The 16868-nt window shown below is 34.1% G+C and carries 19 protein-coding genes and 2 tRNA genes; 9 read left to right on the top strand and 12 right to left on the bottom strand.

The features are described from left to right. Positions 1-51: 51 nt before the first annotated feature. Positions 52-732 (bottom strand): hypothetical protein, encoded by a 681-nt coding sequence (locus D1867_RS01920; RefSeq protein ID WP_155862575.1) that lies wholly within the window; start codon positions 730-732, stop codon positions 52-54. 37 nt (positions 733-769) lie between these two features. Beyond that, positions 770-845 (bottom strand) — tRNA-Gly (locus tag D1867_RS01915). A gap of 142 nt (positions 846-987) precedes the next feature. Between D1867_RS01915 and D1867_RS01910 the strand changes: the two genes are divergently transcribed. After that, positions 988-1075 (top strand) — tRNA-Ile (locus D1867_RS01910). Positions 1076-1375: 300 nt separating this feature from the next. On the opposite strand, the gene D1867_RS01905 is transcribed toward D1867_RS01910, so the two are convergent. From D1867_RS01905 to D1867_RS01890, 4 genes are read right to left on the bottom strand one after another with little or no spacing between them, the layout of a single operon-like run. Beyond that, positions 1376-2140, bottom strand: coding sequence for an ABC transporter permease (locus D1867_RS01905; protein WP_155862574.1), 765 nt, complete (start codon positions 2138-2140; stop codon positions 1376-1378). Next, positions 2137-3171 (bottom strand): extracellular solute-binding protein, encoded by a 1035-nt coding sequence (locus D1867_RS01900; protein WP_155862573.1) that lies wholly within the window; start codon positions 3169-3171, stop codon positions 2137-2139. Before D1867_RS01900 ends, D1867_RS01905 begins: the two co-directional genes overlap by 4 nt. Positions 3172-3212: 41 nt before the next feature. Then, entirely contained in the window at positions 3213-3947 is a 735-nt protein-coding gene (locus D1867_RS01895) for an SDR family NAD(P)-dependent oxidoreductase (protein WP_155862572.1), read from the bottom strand. Then, positions 3947-4624: a TatD family hydrolase gene (locus D1867_RS01890; RefSeq protein WP_338077925.1), complete on the bottom strand. Its 678-nt coding sequence runs from the start codon at positions 4622-4624 to the stop codon at positions 3947-3949. The genes D1867_RS01895 and D1867_RS01890 overlap by 1 nt, the downstream gene beginning before the upstream one ends. A gap of 33 nt (positions 4625-4657) precedes the next feature. On the opposite strand from D1867_RS01890, the gene D1867_RS01885 reads away from it, so the two are divergent. Continuing rightward, positions 4658-5176 (top strand): cob(I)yrinic acid a,c-diamide adenosyltransferase, encoded by a 519-nt coding sequence (locus tag D1867_RS01885; protein ID WP_155862571.1) that lies wholly within the window; start codon positions 4658-4660, stop codon positions 5174-5176. Here D1867_RS01885 and D1867_RS01880 read toward each other — a convergent pair. Next, positions 5154-6056: an ornithine cyclodeaminase family protein gene (locus tag D1867_RS01880; RefSeq protein ID WP_155862570.1), complete on the bottom strand. Its 903-nt coding sequence runs from the start codon at positions 6054-6056 to the stop codon at positions 5154-5156. The genes D1867_RS01885 and D1867_RS01880 overlap by 23 nt on opposite strands. A gap of 110 nt (positions 6057-6166) precedes the next feature. On the opposite strand from D1867_RS01880, the gene D1867_RS01875 reads away from it, so the two are divergent. From D1867_RS01875 to xerA, 3 genes are read left to right on the top strand one after another with little or no spacing between them, the layout of a single operon-like run. Next, positions 6167-6934, top strand: a complete 768-nt coding sequence (locus tag D1867_RS01875) for a hypothetical protein (protein WP_155862569.1) — start codon at positions 6167-6169, stop codon at positions 6932-6934. A gap of 6 nt (positions 6935-6940) precedes the next feature. Continuing rightward, a complete protein-coding gene (locus D1867_RS01870) occupies positions 6941-7708 on the top strand; it encodes an oxygen-binding di-iron domain-containing protein (RefSeq protein WP_155862568.1) in 768 nt (255 codons plus the stop codon). A 45-nt stretch (positions 7709-7753) separates the two neighbouring features. After that, a complete protein-coding gene (gene xerA, locus D1867_RS01865; protein WP_338077924.1) occupies positions 7754-8614 on the top strand; it encodes a site-specific tyrosine recombinase/integron integrase in 861 nt (286 codons plus the stop codon). Here xerA and D1867_RS01860 read toward each other — a convergent pair. From D1867_RS01860 to D1867_RS01845, 4 genes are read right to left on the bottom strand one after another with little or no spacing between them, the layout of a single operon-like run. Next, on the bottom strand, positions 8611-9579 hold the full coding sequence (locus D1867_RS01860) for a radical SAM/SPASM domain-containing protein (protein ID WP_155862567.1): 969 nt from the start codon (positions 9577-9579) through the stop codon (positions 8611-8613). The two genes, xerA and D1867_RS01860, sit on opposite strands and share 4 nt — an antisense overlap. Continuing rightward, the gene (locus tag D1867_RS01855) at positions 9569-10084 is read right to left on the bottom strand and encodes a gamma carbonic anhydrase family protein (RefSeq protein WP_155862566.1); all 516 of its coding nucleotides are present in this window, start codon (positions 10082-10084) and stop codon (positions 9569-9571) included. The genes D1867_RS01860 and D1867_RS01855 overlap by 11 nt, the downstream gene beginning before the upstream one ends. A 3-nt stretch (positions 10085-10087) precedes the next feature. Beyond that, the gene (locus D1867_RS01850; RefSeq protein WP_155862565.1) at positions 10088-11134 is read right to left on the bottom strand and encodes an RsmB/NOP family class I SAM-dependent RNA methyltransferase; all 1047 of its coding nucleotides are present in this window, start codon (positions 11132-11134) and stop codon (positions 10088-10090) included. Then, the gene (locus D1867_RS01845) at positions 11125-11985 is read right to left on the bottom strand and encodes a beta-ribofuranosylaminobenzene 5'-phosphate synthase family protein (RefSeq protein ID WP_338078082.1); all 861 of its coding nucleotides are present in this window, start codon (positions 11983-11985) and stop codon (positions 11125-11127) included. Before D1867_RS01845 ends, D1867_RS01850 begins: the two co-directional genes overlap by 10 nt. A gap of 37 nt (positions 11986-12022) precedes the next feature. Here D1867_RS01845 and D1867_RS01840 point away from each other — a divergent pair, with 37 nt between their 5' ends. The 4 genes from D1867_RS01840 (at position 12023) to glnA (ending at position 15928) form a co-directional block, all read left to right on the top strand. Further along, positions 12023-13396, top strand: a complete 1374-nt coding sequence (locus D1867_RS01840; protein ID WP_155862563.1) for a class I adenylate-forming enzyme family protein — start codon at positions 12023-12025, stop codon at positions 13394-13396. Beyond that, complete coding sequence (gene trxA / locus D1867_RS01835; RefSeq protein ID WP_155862562.1) at positions 13383-13781, top strand: thioredoxin; 399 nt, start codon at positions 13383-13385, stop codon at positions 13779-13781. The genes D1867_RS01840 and trxA overlap by 14 nt, the downstream gene beginning before the upstream one ends. Continuing rightward, on the top strand, positions 13778-14392 hold the full coding sequence (locus D1867_RS01830) for an ATP-binding cassette domain-containing protein (RefSeq protein ID WP_155862561.1): 615 nt from the start codon (positions 13778-13780) through the stop codon (positions 14390-14392). The genes trxA and D1867_RS01830 overlap by 4 nt, the downstream gene beginning before the upstream one ends. 120 nt (positions 14393-14512) lie before the next feature. Further along, positions 14513-15928 carry a type I glutamate--ammonia ligase gene (gene glnA / locus D1867_RS01825; RefSeq protein WP_155862560.1) on the top strand — a complete coding sequence of 472 codons (1416 nt, stop codon included), beginning with the start codon at positions 14513-14515 and terminating at the stop codon, positions 15926-15928. Here glnA and D1867_RS01820 read toward each other — a convergent pair. Beyond that, entirely contained in the window at positions 15925-16824 is a 900-nt protein-coding gene (locus D1867_RS01820; RefSeq protein ID WP_155862559.1) for a DUF7343 domain-containing protein, read from the bottom strand. The two genes, glnA and D1867_RS01820, sit on opposite strands and share 4 nt — an antisense overlap. Positions 16825-16868: the final 44 nt, after the last annotated feature.

Below are 16868 nucleotides of genomic sequence, written 5' to 3'. Positions count from 1 at the left end.
ATAAACTTAATCCAAGAAGTTGATACAATAAAAATATTCAAACATTAAAATTCAGACTAGCTTTATTTCAAAATTAACGTCACCTAATATTGTAATCTTGTCTCCTTTCTTAACTTCGAACGGACCTATAAAAACACCAGAAGATACATAACCATTAACTTCTCCAATTTTTGAGATAAGCCATTTAACCATATCCATTGGTCCACCGTAAATTAAGTTAGGAACACCTCGACCTACCAGTTTATCGTTTATTAACATCTCTACGCCTTTAATCGGTAGTGAAACTTCTTCTCCTATATAAAGCCTACCGGCTGCAGAATCGTCTGCCTTTAATTGCAAAGCATTCAAATTCCAAGTATTAAATCTAGTAGCAGGTAATTCTACTCCTAATCTGGTTTCCTTAATACATTGAGGAAAATTATCATTTCTACAAGAATCTGCAAAAAATACTACTTCAACTTCAGCAAAATTATGATTAAACCATAACTCTATTTCATTTTCTGATACTATCATTGGTTTAGTTAATATGCCATACATAGGCTCTTTACCATGGAATCTTTTCAAATGTTCTTGCGTAACCAAAGAGATCTTATATCCTCCTAACCCTTCTTCTTCTACTAGTCTCGAAGAGAATTTTTTAAATATCTCTTCAGCTTCCTTTTCATTTACCTCAAAAGGATCAATTTCTTTCCTACTTTTATAGGCATTAAAAAGTAAATCAGCCTTATCCATGATATAGAGAAAAGGGGGAAGCTATTTAAGTTTTGTATGCGGCTGCCGGGATTTGAACCCGGGATCTCAGGCTTGGAGGGCCCGCGTCCTAATCCATGCTAGACTACAGCCGCAATATAATCTTAAACGAACCTGCTTTAATAATTTTCGCTTTCTTATCCCTAACAATTTATCTTTTATTATAAGTCTAAAAGAGAACATATTAAGCAAACATGCATAGATAAGTTTAAAATAAAATGGTAAAAGAATGATATTGGGCCCGTAGCTTAGCATGGTTAGAGCGCCCGGCTGATAACTATGGGCAGAAACCGGGAGGTCGGGGGTTCAAATCCCCCCGGGCCCATTAATGTTAAAATTTCTAGCATTGTGCACTCACGACCTCAAGTAATGAATTTATTTATACTATCGTTTTTATCACATTAATTCTGCAGTATAAGAATTCCTCACATTTTATATGAAATGTTATGAATCTTTATTACAAATATGTATTATATTCTTTATTCATTATCTTAACTTTAAATCTTATTTAATGAAAATTTCTAATATTATATTTAATAGAATTTATCAATTAACTGATATTCATTTCCTTTAAACTAGATAAATATTATATTGTACATTTATTTTTGGAATAGCTGAGAGTATATTACTTCAGGTATTGTATAGTCTTCAATATAATTAATAATATTATTCCAACAACAATCATTATTGCTGATGCAGTAACTGCTACTTGCGGTCCATAGTATCCGTAATACTCATAAATTAAGATTGAAGCAGGAGAAGTTCCTGCTAACGGTCCATAAAGTACGTAATAAGCAACTATTGCGATTGATCCAAATTCGCTCATCGCTCTAGACATACTAGTTAATGAAGAAGATAACGCGCCTTTTAATGAGTTCCTCAAGACCATTAGATACACTCTTCCCATTCCCGCACCTAAAGATCTTGCATATTCCTCGTAAACTCTAGGCATTGAGTCAAAGTAACTCTTCATGCTCCTTATGTATATTGGAGCAGAGACAATAACGAGGGCTGAAATTAATCCATAATAAGTGTCAAAGAGGCTTATCCCAAGCCCTTGAAATACCTTATAGAAAGGCGAGTATGGACTGTCTAAAAACACTAACGCTACTCCCACTATTGGGTGAGGTATTGACGCAGGAACATCTACTAATGAATCTGTTATGAAATCTTTTTCTCTAGAGAGATAATACGCTAAAGGAGTAAAAAGAGCAAAGTCTATTACTACGGCAGCAGCTGAAGATAAGAGGCTTAGTTCGACACCAGCATAGAATGTCTGAGAAAAAGCCTGAGAGCTTTTGAACACAAAGAATCCCATATAAATTAGGAAAAGAACTGGAACTGCGAGTATAATTGATAAAAAAATTCCTAATAGCTTAAACCAATTCATAGAGTACCTCCTTCTATTAACTTTCCTTCAGTTAACAATGAAGCTATCTGAGGAGGTACTGCAGTAGAATTGAAAAGAATGGCCGGCTGGAGAGGGCATAAATCAAATTTCTTTAATATACCGGAGTGCTCTATAACATAGGTAACGAAATCTATTGCCTCGCTATAGTTATTAGCATTCTTAGGTATTGTTATAAATAGGTATACCGGAGATCCTTTTACTATCCCCGTGTTGAGAGTATAATTAAACATTGCATAGAATGATGAGCACTTATAACAGCCTAAGTTTAGCTTTGCAGGCAATTGGATATAATCTAATCCTTTCGCCACTGCCGCAGATCTATAAATATATAAGAATTGTATTGCTCCTGACTCTAAATCTGGAACTAATTCTGCAGCATTACTTGCGGTGACATTACCGTGATTATTTAACATTCTATCATAAAAGTAATAAGTATTATTTGCAAATAAATGTCCTGCAATTTCTAGGTTTATCCAGGCTCTAAAACCTGCAGGGTCAGTATTAGGATTAGAAATTCCTACCTTAACTTTACCAGATGTTAAAATGTAATAGAACTCATACCAATCGCTAGAATTACCAGTACTCATGGCTTCCTTAGCGTAATATAACGCTTTTTGTGCACAAGGATTACTAGAAATACTAGCATTAGTATATGCTATTGTGATTTGATCAGAGACAAATGCAATTGCCCAGCCAGGATTCTCGTTTCCTAGATCATTTACAGCGCTTAAAGCTACTGGCATAAATACAGTAACTTGAGCGTTGGGCGATTGAAGTTCTCTTGCTAATGCAAACGAACCGCCGGCTTCAGGCGGCGTTAACACTGGTATTCCCGTGGCGGAGGAGAAACATTTCGCAAGACAACATGCTTCCTTAGCATATGCGTCCGCTACGTAGATTATTACTTGAGTTTTCTTTGCCGTTATTGAAGTTCTAGTAGCTAAATATCCCAGAGTCCCTATTACAATTATTGCTACTATTATTATGCCAACTATTACTAGCTTATTCATGCTTCTCAGATAAAAGTATATATGTTAATTAAAAAATATTTCTAGCCAAAATATTTACCAATAACCCTATAAGTTATTGATTGCATAATATAAGAAAGTTTCAAAAAATAAGGATCTAAAGCAAGTTTTGATGGAACATAAATTTCTCTCTTCCCGGTTTTTATAGCCTTTACTACAGCGTTTGCTACTTTTTCTGGCTCTACTGCGAACTTAGAGAAAGAGTCTTTGACTCCTTTAAATGATGGATGGGAAGTAAAATTCGTCTTTACTGGACCCGGATAAATTCCAGAAACCTTTACTCCATATTTCCTCATCTCAGCCCATAACCCATTAGTTATATGGGCTAGAGCAGCTTTGGTTGCAGAATAAACTAGAAGTTTAGGGGAAGAAACGTAGGCCGCTTCGGATATAATGTTAACTATCGATCCCTTCCTTTCTTTAACCATATAAGGCAAGACTGCTTTCATGAAATAGATGGGTCCTAATAAATTAGTTTTTATCATGTACTCTTCTTCATTAAGGTCCGTCTCAAGAAATGAGCCGTAAACTCCGAAACCTGCATTGTTAACCAGGACATCTATGAATCCGAACTTAGTAATTAGATAATTCACTGTCTTAAAAACGTCTTCCTTATTACTAACATCAACTTGAATTTTTTCGTCACCTACTTCTGGTGAGCTTCTTGATATTGCAACTACTGTATAACCTAAGTCCTTTAGCTTAATCGCAGTAGCTTTGCCTATTCCTTTAGAAGCTCCAGTAACTACTGCAAGCATTATAAATTAAAGGCTTTCCTAAAATTTATCTCTATCTTCTTCTCCACTTGTCTCTCATCTTCATTCCAGATTTTAGAAAGAAACTTTATGGTAGAAGGAATATCTGTTGGTTCTAGTAACTTTCCTTTATATACATACCCTCCGTCACTCTCAGTTAGCACAATGTTGGATGGAGCGTTCTCTGCAATTATCTTATGCTTTTCTTGGAAAGTAACTGATGGATTAATTGTTATAAAATATCCTGCACCTTCTATATCGCGAAGTAATTCTTTCGGACCAGAATACCAATGAAATATGGCTCTTTTTATATCATGTTTAATTAAAAGATTTAACACATCACTCCAAGAATTCACTGCGTGAACGTTAACAGTCTTATCCTGAGAATTTTTTAGGAATTCTTCAAAATATCTTATCTGAAGTTCTTTTGGGGCTTCGGAGTATTTATAATCTAAACCTATTTCCCCAATAAAATCTGCTTTATTTATTAGTGGTAAAACGCTCTCTATCTTCTCTTTATGAACGTTCCAAGGATGTATTGCCACACCTTTTAGAATGTTTTTGTCATTTAAGGATAAGGTCTCCACAGAGGAATTATAATCCATGGAAACTGCGGCTATAAAATATCCTTCATACTTTTTCTTAAGTAGGGAATAATGGCAATGAGCATCGTATAGCACGATTTAATACTTTCTTTCATTGTATTTAACCATATGTGGTATACCGGGGCTGGAGATGGCGGAAAGACTAAAGTTCCGTCAAAAGGTGAAGTTTGGAAAGACGATGACGTAGTAGAGGCTTTAGGAAATTTAGACGAATTGAACGCTTCTCTAGGTGTTATTTCTTCCCTTTATCCTCAACTTTTTGATTTAATATACAAAATTCAAGATGATGTTTTTGTAATATCTTCAGAAATTGCAGGATTTAATTTAAATTTTAGCGAAGAAAAGATAAAGGAACTTGAGAATTTAATAGCCAAGTTCGGAGGAGAAATAAAACCTTTACGGAATTTTGTTTTACCTGGAGGATATCTAGCTTCGTCTTTTCTCCATTTATCTAGGGCAATATGTAGGAGAGCAGAAAGGAGTGTCGTAAAGATAATGAGAGAGGGCAAGGCAAGGGACGTTCATGTGAAATACCTTAATAGATTGTCTTCGCTACTTTTTGTTTTAGCTTTATGGGTAAACGAAAAATCTGGTAATCCTAACGTTATTTGGAAAAGGTTTGGCTGAGTTTATAAGCGTAATATGCAGCTAAATTATCTTGTGCTGAAATTCCTACTGTCTTAAATATCGAGGGTCTCTCAATTTTTATTCCTTCAGTTATTATTTTACCTATTTCTATTACATTTTTTATTAAACCCTTCTTTTGTGGCTGTATATAATCTCCAGATTCTGAAGACACCGCTTGTAATGAATCTACAATGTAAGTCTTTGCTTTAGCTATAGTTTCGTCGTCAATCTCTCTAGCATCAGGAGTATGAGCACCTATACTACTTACGTGAAAATCTTCTTTCAAAAATTTCCCTAGCACCACCGGTTCTTTAGAAGATGTAGTTGAAAATATTACGTCAGACTCTTTAAGCAATGTTTGTAAATCTACAGCATCTGCACCTATTTTCTTTGCCAACTCAATATGAGATTTCCTTGCAGTTACGAGAATTCTAGATACTGACAAATACTCCGAAGCAATCTTTGCGTGATAGTAAGCTTCTAGTCCTGCTCCAATAATTCCTAATGTAGGAATTCTATTCCCATAAGAAAGTTCTGTAGATAATACACTTGCAGAAGCTGTTCTTATAGCAGTTAATATAGTACCGTCAATTACTGCTAAAGGTTCTCCAGTGTCTGGAGACATTAGAATTACTATACCTTGCACTGACGGTAAACCTCTATTTTTATTCTCATTTATAACGTTAACAATTTTTACTACTACAGAAAAATCAGTGTAAGAAGACATAATTCCCCACCAGTTACCTTTTATCGTTAAAACTTGTCTTTGTGGTTGAGTTACTTTTCCTTGGTAGTATAAAGAGAATGCTTCTTTTACTGCATTTACTGCATCCTTTGCAGATAATATTTCTTCAAGCTTTTTACCATCTAAATAAAGCATAATATTATACATATTCTAGAGTTTTAAAACTAAGATTAACAGTGTTAATTGCATTTCCACATGATTTTCATAATTATAATTTTTATAGAAGATTGAGGATAAAGTTTCTCATGAAAATTGAAACTATGGATATTGAAGATAAGAGGTCTAATGCAATCATAGCATGGGCAAAAAATCCCTCAAATATTATTTCAGTTTTACCTAATGTAGTAGGTATTGAAAACAACGTAGTAAAGTTAAAATTCACAAGGTTTTTACTATTTTCGTTCGAAGGAGAATTTGTTGTAGAACCTTCATTTATAGGAAGCGGTATTGTAGAATATAAATTAACAGATAAAAAAGGAAATGAGATAAAAATAATAATATCTGCAGAAGGAAAGAGTGGAGTAAAATTATCAGTAAGTTATTCTGGAGAGAAAGAATGGATTGTTGGTAAAGGATTACATAAGATTCTGGAAGAAATTTCTAATGGTATAAAGAACGAACTATCAAAGCTTCCAGAAGTTGAACAACAAACCGTAGGCAGTAAAAATTTCTCGTTATCTCTATCTAAAATTTCGTCGATATCAAAACTAATAATGAAATCAAAGTTAGCTAAAACTGAAGACATTACCTTAAAAGAAGGGGAAGTCCTTAGTTATGTAGAAGGAATAATAAGTGATTTTGCAAATTATCCTTTAATTTACATAAGTGGCTCAGGTTCGTCAACATTTAGATTATTATTCCTTAATGGTGAGTTAAAAGGCATATACATTCTAAAAGATGGTAAGGATTCGTTTAACGAGGATGATCTTAATCATCTTTCTGGAGAATTTAAGATTCACGTCTATGTAGGAATATCTCCAAGAATATTAGAAGTTTTGGAACAAGAAAGGTGATAAAAAATGTCAGTTAATCTAAAAGTTCATAAACCTTACGTACTATACGAGGAAGGAGATCATAAATTTGTTTGGTTAGGATTGGACGAGTCAGAACATGAAAAAGGAATACTGACAAACCAATATCTTATAGTTGATGGAGACGAAGGTGCATTATTAGATCCCGGGGGGTATTTTGTTTTTGAGAGAGTTTATGAGAACGTTAAGGAATTTATAAAGCCAGAAAATATTAAGTATCTCTTATTCTCTCACCAAGATCCTGATGTTATAGGCTCACTTAACTTATGGTTAGACGTTGCACCTAATGCTAAAATTTATGTTTCAGCGCTCTGGGAGAGATTCCTTCCCCATTTGGGATTTGAAGCTGGAGGTAGAATAATCGATATACCGGATCAAGGGATGAGCATAAAATTTGGGAAATCTGAGATTAAAGCTGTCCCAGCGCACTTTATGCATTCAGTAGGCAATTTCCACTACTATGATCCAATATCTAAGATTTACTTCTCTGGAGATTTAGGAGCTGCAGTGTTTCCTGCAGGAAAATGGTATTTATTTGTAGAGAATTTTGATGAACACGTAAAGTACATGGAACCTTTCCACAGAAGATACATAGTAAGTAAAAAGGCCATAGACCATTGGTTAGAGCAAATTAAAGGGCTTGATATAAAAATTATTGCACCACAACATGGTTCAATATTTCAAGGAGAGAATGTGAAAAAATTCATTGAATGGCTAAAAAGTCTAGATAAAGTAGGGATAGATTATATTTGGTAATATTTAGTTACCCCCCTTTTATTCCCTCTAAGATTATTTTTTATTGTGAAATTACAACTTGGTAGCCCTCCTTCTGACGGAAATTATTTAGATGCTTTTATTATAGCATTAAAAGCAGCTGAAGCAGGAGAGGGAACAGTAAAGCTTTACTCTACTGCGGTAAAAGACTTTCTAGAATTTATTAAGAAAGACCCCAAAAGCGTAACTTCTGAAGACGTTAATAGATGGATAATCCACTTGATGTCTAAAGAAGGAAAAATAAAAGGGACAGAAATGAAAAGGGCAAGAAGCGTAACTTTAAGGAATTATGTTATTGCAGTAAGAAGATTTTTAAAGTGGATTGGGATAAACGTTAATCCAGTAATTCCAAGAGCAAGAAGAAAAGAGATTAGGGCCTTAAACGAAGACGATATAAAAAGGCTTTTAGAGGCAACAAGAAGGCTTAGAGATAAGTTAATTTTACGCTTATTCTTAGATACTGGATTAAGATCTAAGGAATTGCTCTCGCTTAGGGTTGAAGATATAGATCTAAAGAATAGAATGATAAGAGTTAGGGAAACAAAGAATGGAGAAGAAAGGATAGTATTCTTTACTGAGGAAACTGAAAAATTGTTAAGAAAGTACTTAGCTAAACAAGGAAGTTCTGAGAGACTCTTTCCTATGACATATCAAGCACTTTACAAGTTAATTAAAAGACTAGGAGAAAGAGCCGGAATTAAGGGGTTAAGGCCACATATATTAAGACATACATTCGCAACTATTGCTATAAGGAAAGGTTTACCTTTACCAGCAGTACAAAGATTGCTAGGTCATAAAGACATTAAGACTACACAAATATATACTCACTTAGTTCTAGAGGACTTAATGCAGGCATATAAAAAAGTGTTTGAAGAAAATACCACTTAAGCCTTTCCTGTAAATCTCCATTTAGCCATATCTTTTACATATTCTGCTAAATCTCTTAAGCTATTAAATGATGCGGTCTGTAAATGTAAATATTCAAATTTTGCTTGGTTTTCCAACATTTTTCTCTGAAGCTCCTTAACTCTTGGAGATTTCAGAATATCATTAAGCCTCTCTTTGCTTAAGTTTCCTACAATTTCTCCATTTATATCGTCAGGATAAGGCAGATCACCATTAGGATAAATTGTTATTGCATAGCTTACTAACCTCTTTGGATATTCACCTTTTAATGCTTTAATAAATCCCCAAGAATTATTGAGAGTAGAAGAATATTTCTTTTTAAGTTCTGAAAGTACGTTATAGAGCTGTTCAGGATCTGGTGCAAGTTTTACCTTTGCATTCGGATAATCTACTGCAGGTAAAACAAGGATTTTGTAGTTACATTCTCTAACTTTCTTGATTTTATCCTCCAACTTATTCAAGTTATATCTAGTTACTACCGTTTGCACATTAACCTTTATTCCATATTGTCTAAATTTGCATAATGTATCTAAGGCTTTGACGTTCCAATGATATTCGTCTATTGAATAATGAAGGAAATCTATTCTATCTGCAAGTTTGGTTAAGAATTCGTCCTCATTCAATCTATATCCATTTGTAGTTAACATTACGTAAAATGAGCCGTCATGAGCGTACTCTAGTAAATCTAGAATATCTTTTCTAATAGTAGGTTCTCCGCCTTCAAATGAAAGTACTACTATTGATGAATCTCTCAAATTATCAATTATCTTCTTTATCGTTTCTGTACTTCCTTCGCCTAGCTCACCGTTATAATATTCAGGATTACAAAAAGTGCAGTGCAAGTTGCACCTTGAAGTAACCTTAAAAGTCGCATACCCAGGATTAAACGGATCTTTTAATAGTTGCGTTTTTATGAACCATCTAATTGCCTTTATATCACGATTCATTGTTCAGAAACCTCTTTACATGTAAAACATATTCATACGCATTATCTTCTATCATTTTAATTTCTTCCTCTCTTATTTTTCTTACTACCTTAGCTGGAACTCCCATTGCTACACTATAAGGGGGAATTTCAGCGTTTGGCGGTACTACGCTTCCTGCTCCAACTATGCTATATTCGCCTACTTTTGAACCATTAAGTAAAATAGAACCTATACCAATGATGACGTTTGATGAAACTTTGGCTCCATGTATAACTGCGTTATGTCCTACTGTAACTTTATCTCCTATTTCAACTTTAAACCCTGGGTCTGTATGTATTGTTGAATTTTCTTGAATGTTAGATTCTTTACCTATACTTATGGAATCGTTATCCCCTCTTATGACAACATAATGCCATACACTACTCATTTCCCCTATTTCAACATCGCCAATTATATAAGCTGTAGGATGTAAGAAAACGTTCTTAGAAACTCTTGGCTTTTTGCCCATGAAATCTTCTATAGGCATACATTATTTCTTCTTCAACTTGGCTATAAAAAACCCGGTCATATCGTGTATTTGAGGATGAAATCTTATCATATATTCTATATCAAATCTAGGGTCATTAACTACTTCTTCATTCTCTATTTCAGTAACGGTACACGTAGAGTAAATAACCTCTCCACCTTTCTTTAGAATCTCATACGCAGAATTCAAGAATTGCTTTTGATATGCGTGAAGGTTTATTAAATCCGTTTTGGTCTTTTTATCATAAACTTTAGGTCTTAATCCTAGAGCAGAGCATGGAGGATCTATAAGCACCTTATCCACATCTTTTATTCCTAGCTCACTTAAATACCTGGAATCGTGAACAAATACTTGAACGTTTACGTTCATTTTCTTAAACAACTGTTTCATTTTTTCAACTTTTTTATATGTATGGTCAAATCCTATAATTCTTGCTCTTGGCTCTAGTTGGTAAATATGCGATAATTTGCCTCCAGGAGCAGCGGTCATATCTACTATAAACTCTCCAGGCTGAGGATCTATTATCCTAGCTACATGCATTGAAGCTTTACCTTGAACGTAAATTTTACCTTCTTTTATTTCCTTTGTATCTGCTAACTTTGGTGAAGAATACAAAGAATTATAAACCTTAACCATAAATTTTCCTCCAGGTAACCTTACTAACTCTCCGTTAGCTACTGTTATTCCGTTTTCACTTACTACTTCTACAGCATTACCTTCATTTGCCATTATCTTCTTAATCCCTGGTGGGTAAACATCCGCTCCCAGCATTACGCTCTCAGCAGTTTTCTTATCTACAATAACCTTAGAGTCTAAACTTTCTAACTTATTAGGACCTTTAACTTCAGCATAGATAGCCTCAGGAAAATCTTCGTCTTTTTTAAATCCATGCATCGATTGTAAAACTTCGTCCACTGTAGTCTTTAACGTATTAACCCTAACGTAAAGCCTTGAATTTGGTCTTTTAATAGAATCGAGAAAGCTATTCAGGCTTCTCCCATACACTTTTCTAAGCTCTTCTATGACAAACTCATCATAATCTAATTCCAAACTACCTTAGCCCCCTTATTATTCGGCTCTGTTAAAAATCCACCAAATGTAGAAACTAGTTCTTCTCCTTCTCTTCTAGAATTGACAAACGTATAGATTGCTGGACCAAAGGATGATATTCCGCTAGGGAAGCCTTTGCTCTTAAGTTTTTTCATAAGTTCTCTCACCTTATCCGTTTGCAAAGATACCTCAATCTTTTTAAAACCTAGATTTTGTATTCTATCGAGCGCGTCCAGCACGTTTTCTAAGTCCTTTTCTATGACAGAAGGAATAAATTCCATGAGGACTACTCTAGCTAAAGTATCTAATCCTTCAAGCTTGGCATTTTTAAATGCGGTCAATTCTTCTTTACCAAAGATTCTCCTGCCTTCTGGAATGTTTACATAAATATACCAAGGAAAATCTACCCTAAGTAAAAGCGGTGGCGGAGGAGCTGTGGAAAAATCTGAAGGTAAGGCTTCTTTCTTAACTTTTAATGAATGACCTCCATCTACAATAAATCCGCCGTATTCGAATGCGTATACACCTATACCAGAAGTTGAACCTCTTTTAATCAACTTGGCTAACTCTACAGAGGTCTTTCTTTGGAAATTCTTCTCGAACGCATACCTTGTTATCGATAATAAATACTGTGTCGTATGCCCTAAACCTACGTGAGCTGGATAGTCCTCTTCTATGCAAAACTTCTCCTTAGGAACTCCATCTATGTTAATTTCTTCACATTCGCCAGTCTTGATAACTATCCTAGGATATTTTAATGCTACTCCCATCCCTCCGTCTAATCTACCGTACTTACCTTCGAGGTCAAATAATGTAATATGAATCCTTGAAAGACCTATAAGCCTCATTATTTTTTAGACCCTTTTTATAAGTTTAAAACGGTTACTCATGAGCTTAGCAACAGTCCTTTATGAGTGGTATAAGAAAAATCCTTCCAAGACATTTTTAGGAGGAGATAGAAGTTTAACATACCAACAAGTTGTTGATGAAGTTAGAAGAACTGCATCATTAATCTCTCCTGGTGAAACGGTTGCGCATATAATGTTTAACTCAACTAAATCTGTAATAAATTATTTAAGCGTTTACTGGGCCGGAGGAAAAGTAGTAGCAATAGATCCCTTAACCTCAGCAGAAGATTTAAAATTCATTTTAGAAGATTCTCAGCCTTCATTAGTTTTCACTGATCATGAAGTATACGAAAGGGAAAAGAACGTATTAAAGGACTATAAAGTGATAATAGACTCCGCCAATGGCAGTTATGAGCAAACTTCACCATATGAATATAGAGAAGATGAGGTTGGCTTGATTTATTATTATGCTGGAATAGCGGGAAGGACTATGCAAGTATTGCACAGTGCAGAAAGAGTTGAATTAAATTCTGCATCCCTTTATAAGGCCTTAGGAGTTAAGGATATCTCTAGTATATTAACTGTACCATTGGCTCATGTACTGGGTAACAGCGTTTTAGGAATAACTTTGGAAGCAGGTGGATTTATGTACATTTTGAGAAAATTTGATCCTAAAGAAACAATATCCGCAATAGATAAGTTCTCAATAAACTATTTAGCAACAGTACCTATGGTTTACGACGCATTAGCTAAAGAGAAAGAAGGTAATCTAGATAGTTTAAGACTATGTATTAGTACAGCAGCACCGTTATTCCCATCAACAATAAAGGCTTTCAAGGAGAGATTTAATAAGGATATAGTACAACAATATGGATTTACAGAAGGATTAGTAATAACTTATCAGCCTCCTGAATTTTCTCAAGTAATAAGCATAGGTAAACCTTTACCTAATGCTGAAGTAAAAGTCGTTAAGGATAATGGAGAAGAGGCAAAAATTGGAGAAACTGGAGAATTATGGGTAAAAGCTCCATGGCTTATGTTAGGATACAAAGATGAGGAAGAAACTAGAAGAGTATTTGAAGGAGAATGGCTAAAAACTGGAGATTTAGTTAGCATGGATGAAAAAGGATTACTTTATTTTAAAGGTGTGAAAAAGAGAATGCTAAAATATAAGGGGTATCCGATTTTCCCTAGAGATTTAGAGGAAATTTTACTCTCTCATCCATTAGTAAAGGAAGCATATGTTTACGGTGAAGACGCTGGAAATCTAGGTACTCAACCTGTGGCTAAAGTTATAGTTAAAGAGTATAAAAAAGGTCTTGAAGACGAATTACTTAATTATGTTAACCAAAGAGTTGCATTTTATAAGAGGCTAAAGAAAGTATATATAGTGGATAAAATTGAGCGAAATTGAGTCGTTAATAAAGGAGATTGCTGAGAAGTTACAGAAAAGGGCAGAAAGTATAAAATCACCGAAATATGAGCCAGAAAGTGTTAGTGAAGATAAATTTGACGAAATTCTTTCTAAAAATAAAGTTGTGGTAATTGACTGTTGGGCTGACTGGTGTGCTCCCTGCCATTTATATGAGCCAATATTTAAGAAAATTGCAGAAAAATATAAGGATAAAGCATTCTTTGGAAGGCTTAACGTTGATGAAAACCAGAAGCTTGCAGATAAATATAATGTTCTTAATATACCAACTACACTAATTTTCGTTGATGGACAATTAAAGGATTCTCTAGTTGGAGCAGTCGATGAAAATACTTTAGAGGATACTATTAAAAAATATATACCATGACAATTGAAGCTAAAGTAGTAAAAAAGCTAGGCAATTTTTATCTTAATGCTCAAATCAAAGAACAAGGAATAGTATGTATTACTGGAAAAAACGGTAGTGGAAAAACTACTTTTTTGAGAAGTTTAGCAGGATTTTTGAATATCGATGAAGGTTATGTTAAAATTAACAACGTAGATGTAACAAAACTTCCACCTGAAAAGCGAGGAACTGTTATAATAACTCCAGACTCTTATATTCCTGGACTTAAAGTTAAATCCCACTTAATGTGGGGAGCCAAAATTAGGAAAATTAAATATGACATTAACGAACTTGATGAGAAGTACAAAGATCTATTAGACGGAATCTCATTAGATGAAAAAGTGGACAAACTGAGCCTAGGCCAAAGAGAAAGAGTTTCAATAATTACTGCTATTATTGCCAAACCTAAGGTTATACTCATAGACGAGGCGTTCTCTAACATTAATAACAAGGAAGATTTCATAGAAAGAATTATTGAGATATTGCGTAAAAATTCCATAGAATTGATATTTACTACTCAAGACATAAATGATTCGCAATTCGCAAATTCTCACTTACGCATGGAAGATGGAAAATTGTTAAAAATTTTTTAAAAGATATTACTTAAACTTTTCAATAGTCATGAAAAGTAATTATAAATTTATTTTGTCATCTAAAAACTTTATATACGAATTACAATAAAAGCTTATATACTCTTTAACAGAACTCGATTCATGCCATCAAGTCCAGAAGACATGTTAAAGTTCTTAAAAGATAATAAAATTGAATGGGTAGATTTGCAATTCACAGACGTGCCAGGAAGATTACATCATATAACAATTCCAGCAAATGAGTTTGATGAGAATACTGTAAAGACAGGCTTTGGAAAACTTGACGGAAGTAGCATAAAAGGTTTTACAATGATTTACGAAAGCGATATGGTGCTTTTACCGGTACCAGAAACAATGACATTAATTCCGTGGACTCCTGGAGTTGCAAGAGTTATTACTAAAGTATTCTGGGGTGGAGGAAAAGGAAGATTTGAAAGAGATCCTAGATTTATAGCAGAGGAAGCTGAAAAATACCAGTTATCACAAGGTTATACTTCCTTCTTTGGACCAGAAATGGAATTCTTTATTTTCGATAAAATAGATCTTGATGTAGCCACTCCTCAAAGAGGAACTGGATATAAAATTATTGCTAGGGAAGCTCCATGGCAAAATAGTGGAGGATTCTTAATTAGATATAAAGAAGGTTACTATCCAGCCCCGCCAGTAGATCAACTAATGGATGTAAGACTGGAAGCCGTAGAAACTCTAGTTAAATATTTTGGATTCACAATTGAGGCAACTCATCATGAGGTAGCTACTGGAGGACAAGGAGAAATAGACTTTAGATTCTCCACATTAGCAGATACTGCGGACAAAGTACAAACTCTAAAATACGTTGTAAAGAACGTAGCGGCAAAACATGGCATGGTAGCAACTTTCATGCCAAAACCAATGTTTGGAGACAATGGAACAGGAATGCATACTCATTTCAGTTTATGGACTGCCGATGGCAAAAAGAATCTAATGTACGATCCTAATGATGAATATGCTGAAATAAGTCAGACAGGAAGATATGTAATTGGAGGAATATTGCATCATGCAAGAGCATTATCGGCAATAGTTTCAGCATCTGTTAATAGTTATAGAAGATTAGTCCCCGGATTTGAGGCACCAGTATACATTGCTTGGAGCAAATCTAATAGAAGCGCAATAATTAGAGTACCTTCGTATTATAAGGGAATAGAGAAAGCAAAGAGAATAGAATACCGTGCACCAGATCCTTCGTGCAATCCATACTTGGCGTTTGCTGCAATATTAATGGCTGCATTAGATGGAGTAAATAAGAAAATAGATCCAGGAGATCCAGTAGATGAGAATATTTATCATTTAACTCCAGAAAAGAGAAAGCAATTAGGAATCAAAGAATTGCCGAGATCATTAGATGAAGCATTAGATGAACTAGAGAGCGATAAAGAATTCTTAAAGCCAGTATTCAATTCATCAATACTTGATACATATATCGACTTAAAGAGAGAAGAAGCAAAGACTCTACAAATGTATCCGCATCCAATGGAATTATACTATTATCTAGATTCTTAAGCCGGAATATATATATTCATTTTTTTCAAATTTTTGTAAACTTCTTTTAAATCTAAATAACTATCGAAGTAATATCTTTCTGACGCTTTCTTCATTATATTGTAATCCTCACCTAATAAATTGGAATAATCCGAAATCCATCTATCTTTTGAAGATAAAAACCAGGAAAATGCGTCTTCATATATCTCTTTTATTTTTTCCTCATCTTCTAAAGAGCTTCTTATAGCTAATGTACAACAGTGATTTGGTTCAAATACATGAGTTACTTTATGCCCTTTAGACTCAAGTATAGATAAATAAGGTTCCCAAATAGCTATTGCTGGAACTTTTCTTGTTTCAAAATTTTTAACTAACTCTTGTGGAGAATTAAAAGGAATTATATTAGCATTCCTTACTTCTGCCAGAGTCCATGTTTCCATACTAGACATTACTGTAGAACCTATATTGCACGATTCGCCTACTATCCCTGCACCGCCCTTTGCACCTCCTGCTATAATTTTTATATCAAATATCTTTGAAAATATTATTTGCGAAATAACTGGTGAAAATCCCATGTCTATTTTACCTAGGACTAAATCTTTAGTAACTTGAAGACCGTTATCGTAAATTTTTACTTCAACTTCTACTCCTTTTTCTCTAAGTTTTTTTATAAATGGGATAATAAAAGGATATTCAGCAGCATTTATAATTCCTAGCCTGAGAAATTTCGTTTTATTTAACGATACTATAAGATTTTTTCCAACTAATTGTTTCCTGAATATTATTCCTTCTTTTTCTAATTCATTAAGTATTTCAGATACTCTACTCTTTGACATTCCAGAAATCTTAACTAACTCAGTTTGAGGTAATGATCCTCTCTCTTTAAGAATACTAAGAATTCTATCTCTTCCTTTCATTACTAAAAATTTAAAAAACACTTTATTAAACTTAAAGTTTTCTT

Source organism: Acidianus infernus, from assembly GCF_009729545.1.
Taxonomy (GTDB): Archaea; Thermoproteota; Thermoprotei_A; order Sulfolobales; family Sulfolobaceae; genus Acidianus; species Acidianus infernus.
The sequence above is the reverse complement of the archived record's forward strand: the minus strand, read 5'-3'. Positions and strand labels throughout refer to the sequence as shown.

Coding starts and splice junctions, on each gene's coding strand:
- D1867_RS01900 (WP_155862573.1), bottom strand. CDS start 3,171: ATGAATAAGCTAGTAATAGTTGGCATAATAATAGTAGCAATAATTGTA.
- D1867_RS01920 (WP_155862575.1), bottom strand. CDS start 732: ATGGATAAGGCTGATTTACTTTTTAATGCCTATAAAAGTAGGAAAGAA.
- D1867_RS01870 (WP_155862568.1), top strand. CDS start 6,941: ATGTCAGTTAATCTAAAAGTTCATAAACCTTACGTACTATACGAGGAA.
- D1867_RS01905 (WP_155862574.1), bottom strand. CDS start 2,140: ATGAATTGGTTTAAGCTATTAGGAATTTTTTTATCAATTATACTCGCA.
- D1867_RS01830 (WP_155862561.1), top strand. CDS start 13,778: ATGACAATTGAAGCTAAAGTAGTAAAAAAGCTAGGCAATTTTTATCTT.
- D1867_RS01895 (WP_155862572.1), bottom strand. CDS start 3,947: ATGCTTGCAGTAGTTACTGGAGCTTCTAAAGGAATAGGCAAAGCTACT.
- D1867_RS01875 (WP_155862569.1), top strand. CDS start 6,167: ATGAAAATTGAAACTATGGATATTGAAGATAAGAGGTCTAATGCAATC.
- D1867_RS01860 (WP_155862567.1), bottom strand. CDS start 9,579: ATGAATCGTGATATAAAGGCAATTAGATGGTTCATAAAAACGCAACTA.
- D1867_RS01840 (WP_155862563.1), top strand. CDS start 12,023: ATGAGCTTAGCAACAGTCCTTTATGAGTGGTATAAGAAAAATCCTTCC.
- D1867_RS01880 (WP_155862570.1), bottom strand. CDS start 6,056: ATGCTTTATTTAGATGGTAAAAAGCTTGAAGAAATATTATCTGCAAAG.
- D1867_RS01855 (WP_155862566.1), bottom strand. CDS start 10,084: ATGCCTATAGAAGATTTCATGGGCAAAAAGCCAAGAGTTTCTAAGAAC.
- D1867_RS01820 (WP_155862559.1), bottom strand. CDS start 16,824: ATGAAAGGAAGAGATAGAATTCTTAGTATTCTTAAAGAGAGAGGATCA.
- D1867_RS01885 (WP_155862571.1), top strand. CDS start 4,658: ATGTGGTATACCGGGGCTGGAGATGGCGGAAAGACTAAAGTTCCGTCA.
- glnA (WP_155862560.1), top strand. CDS start 14,513: ATGCCATCAAGTCCAGAAGACATGTTAAAGTTCTTAAAAGATAATAAA.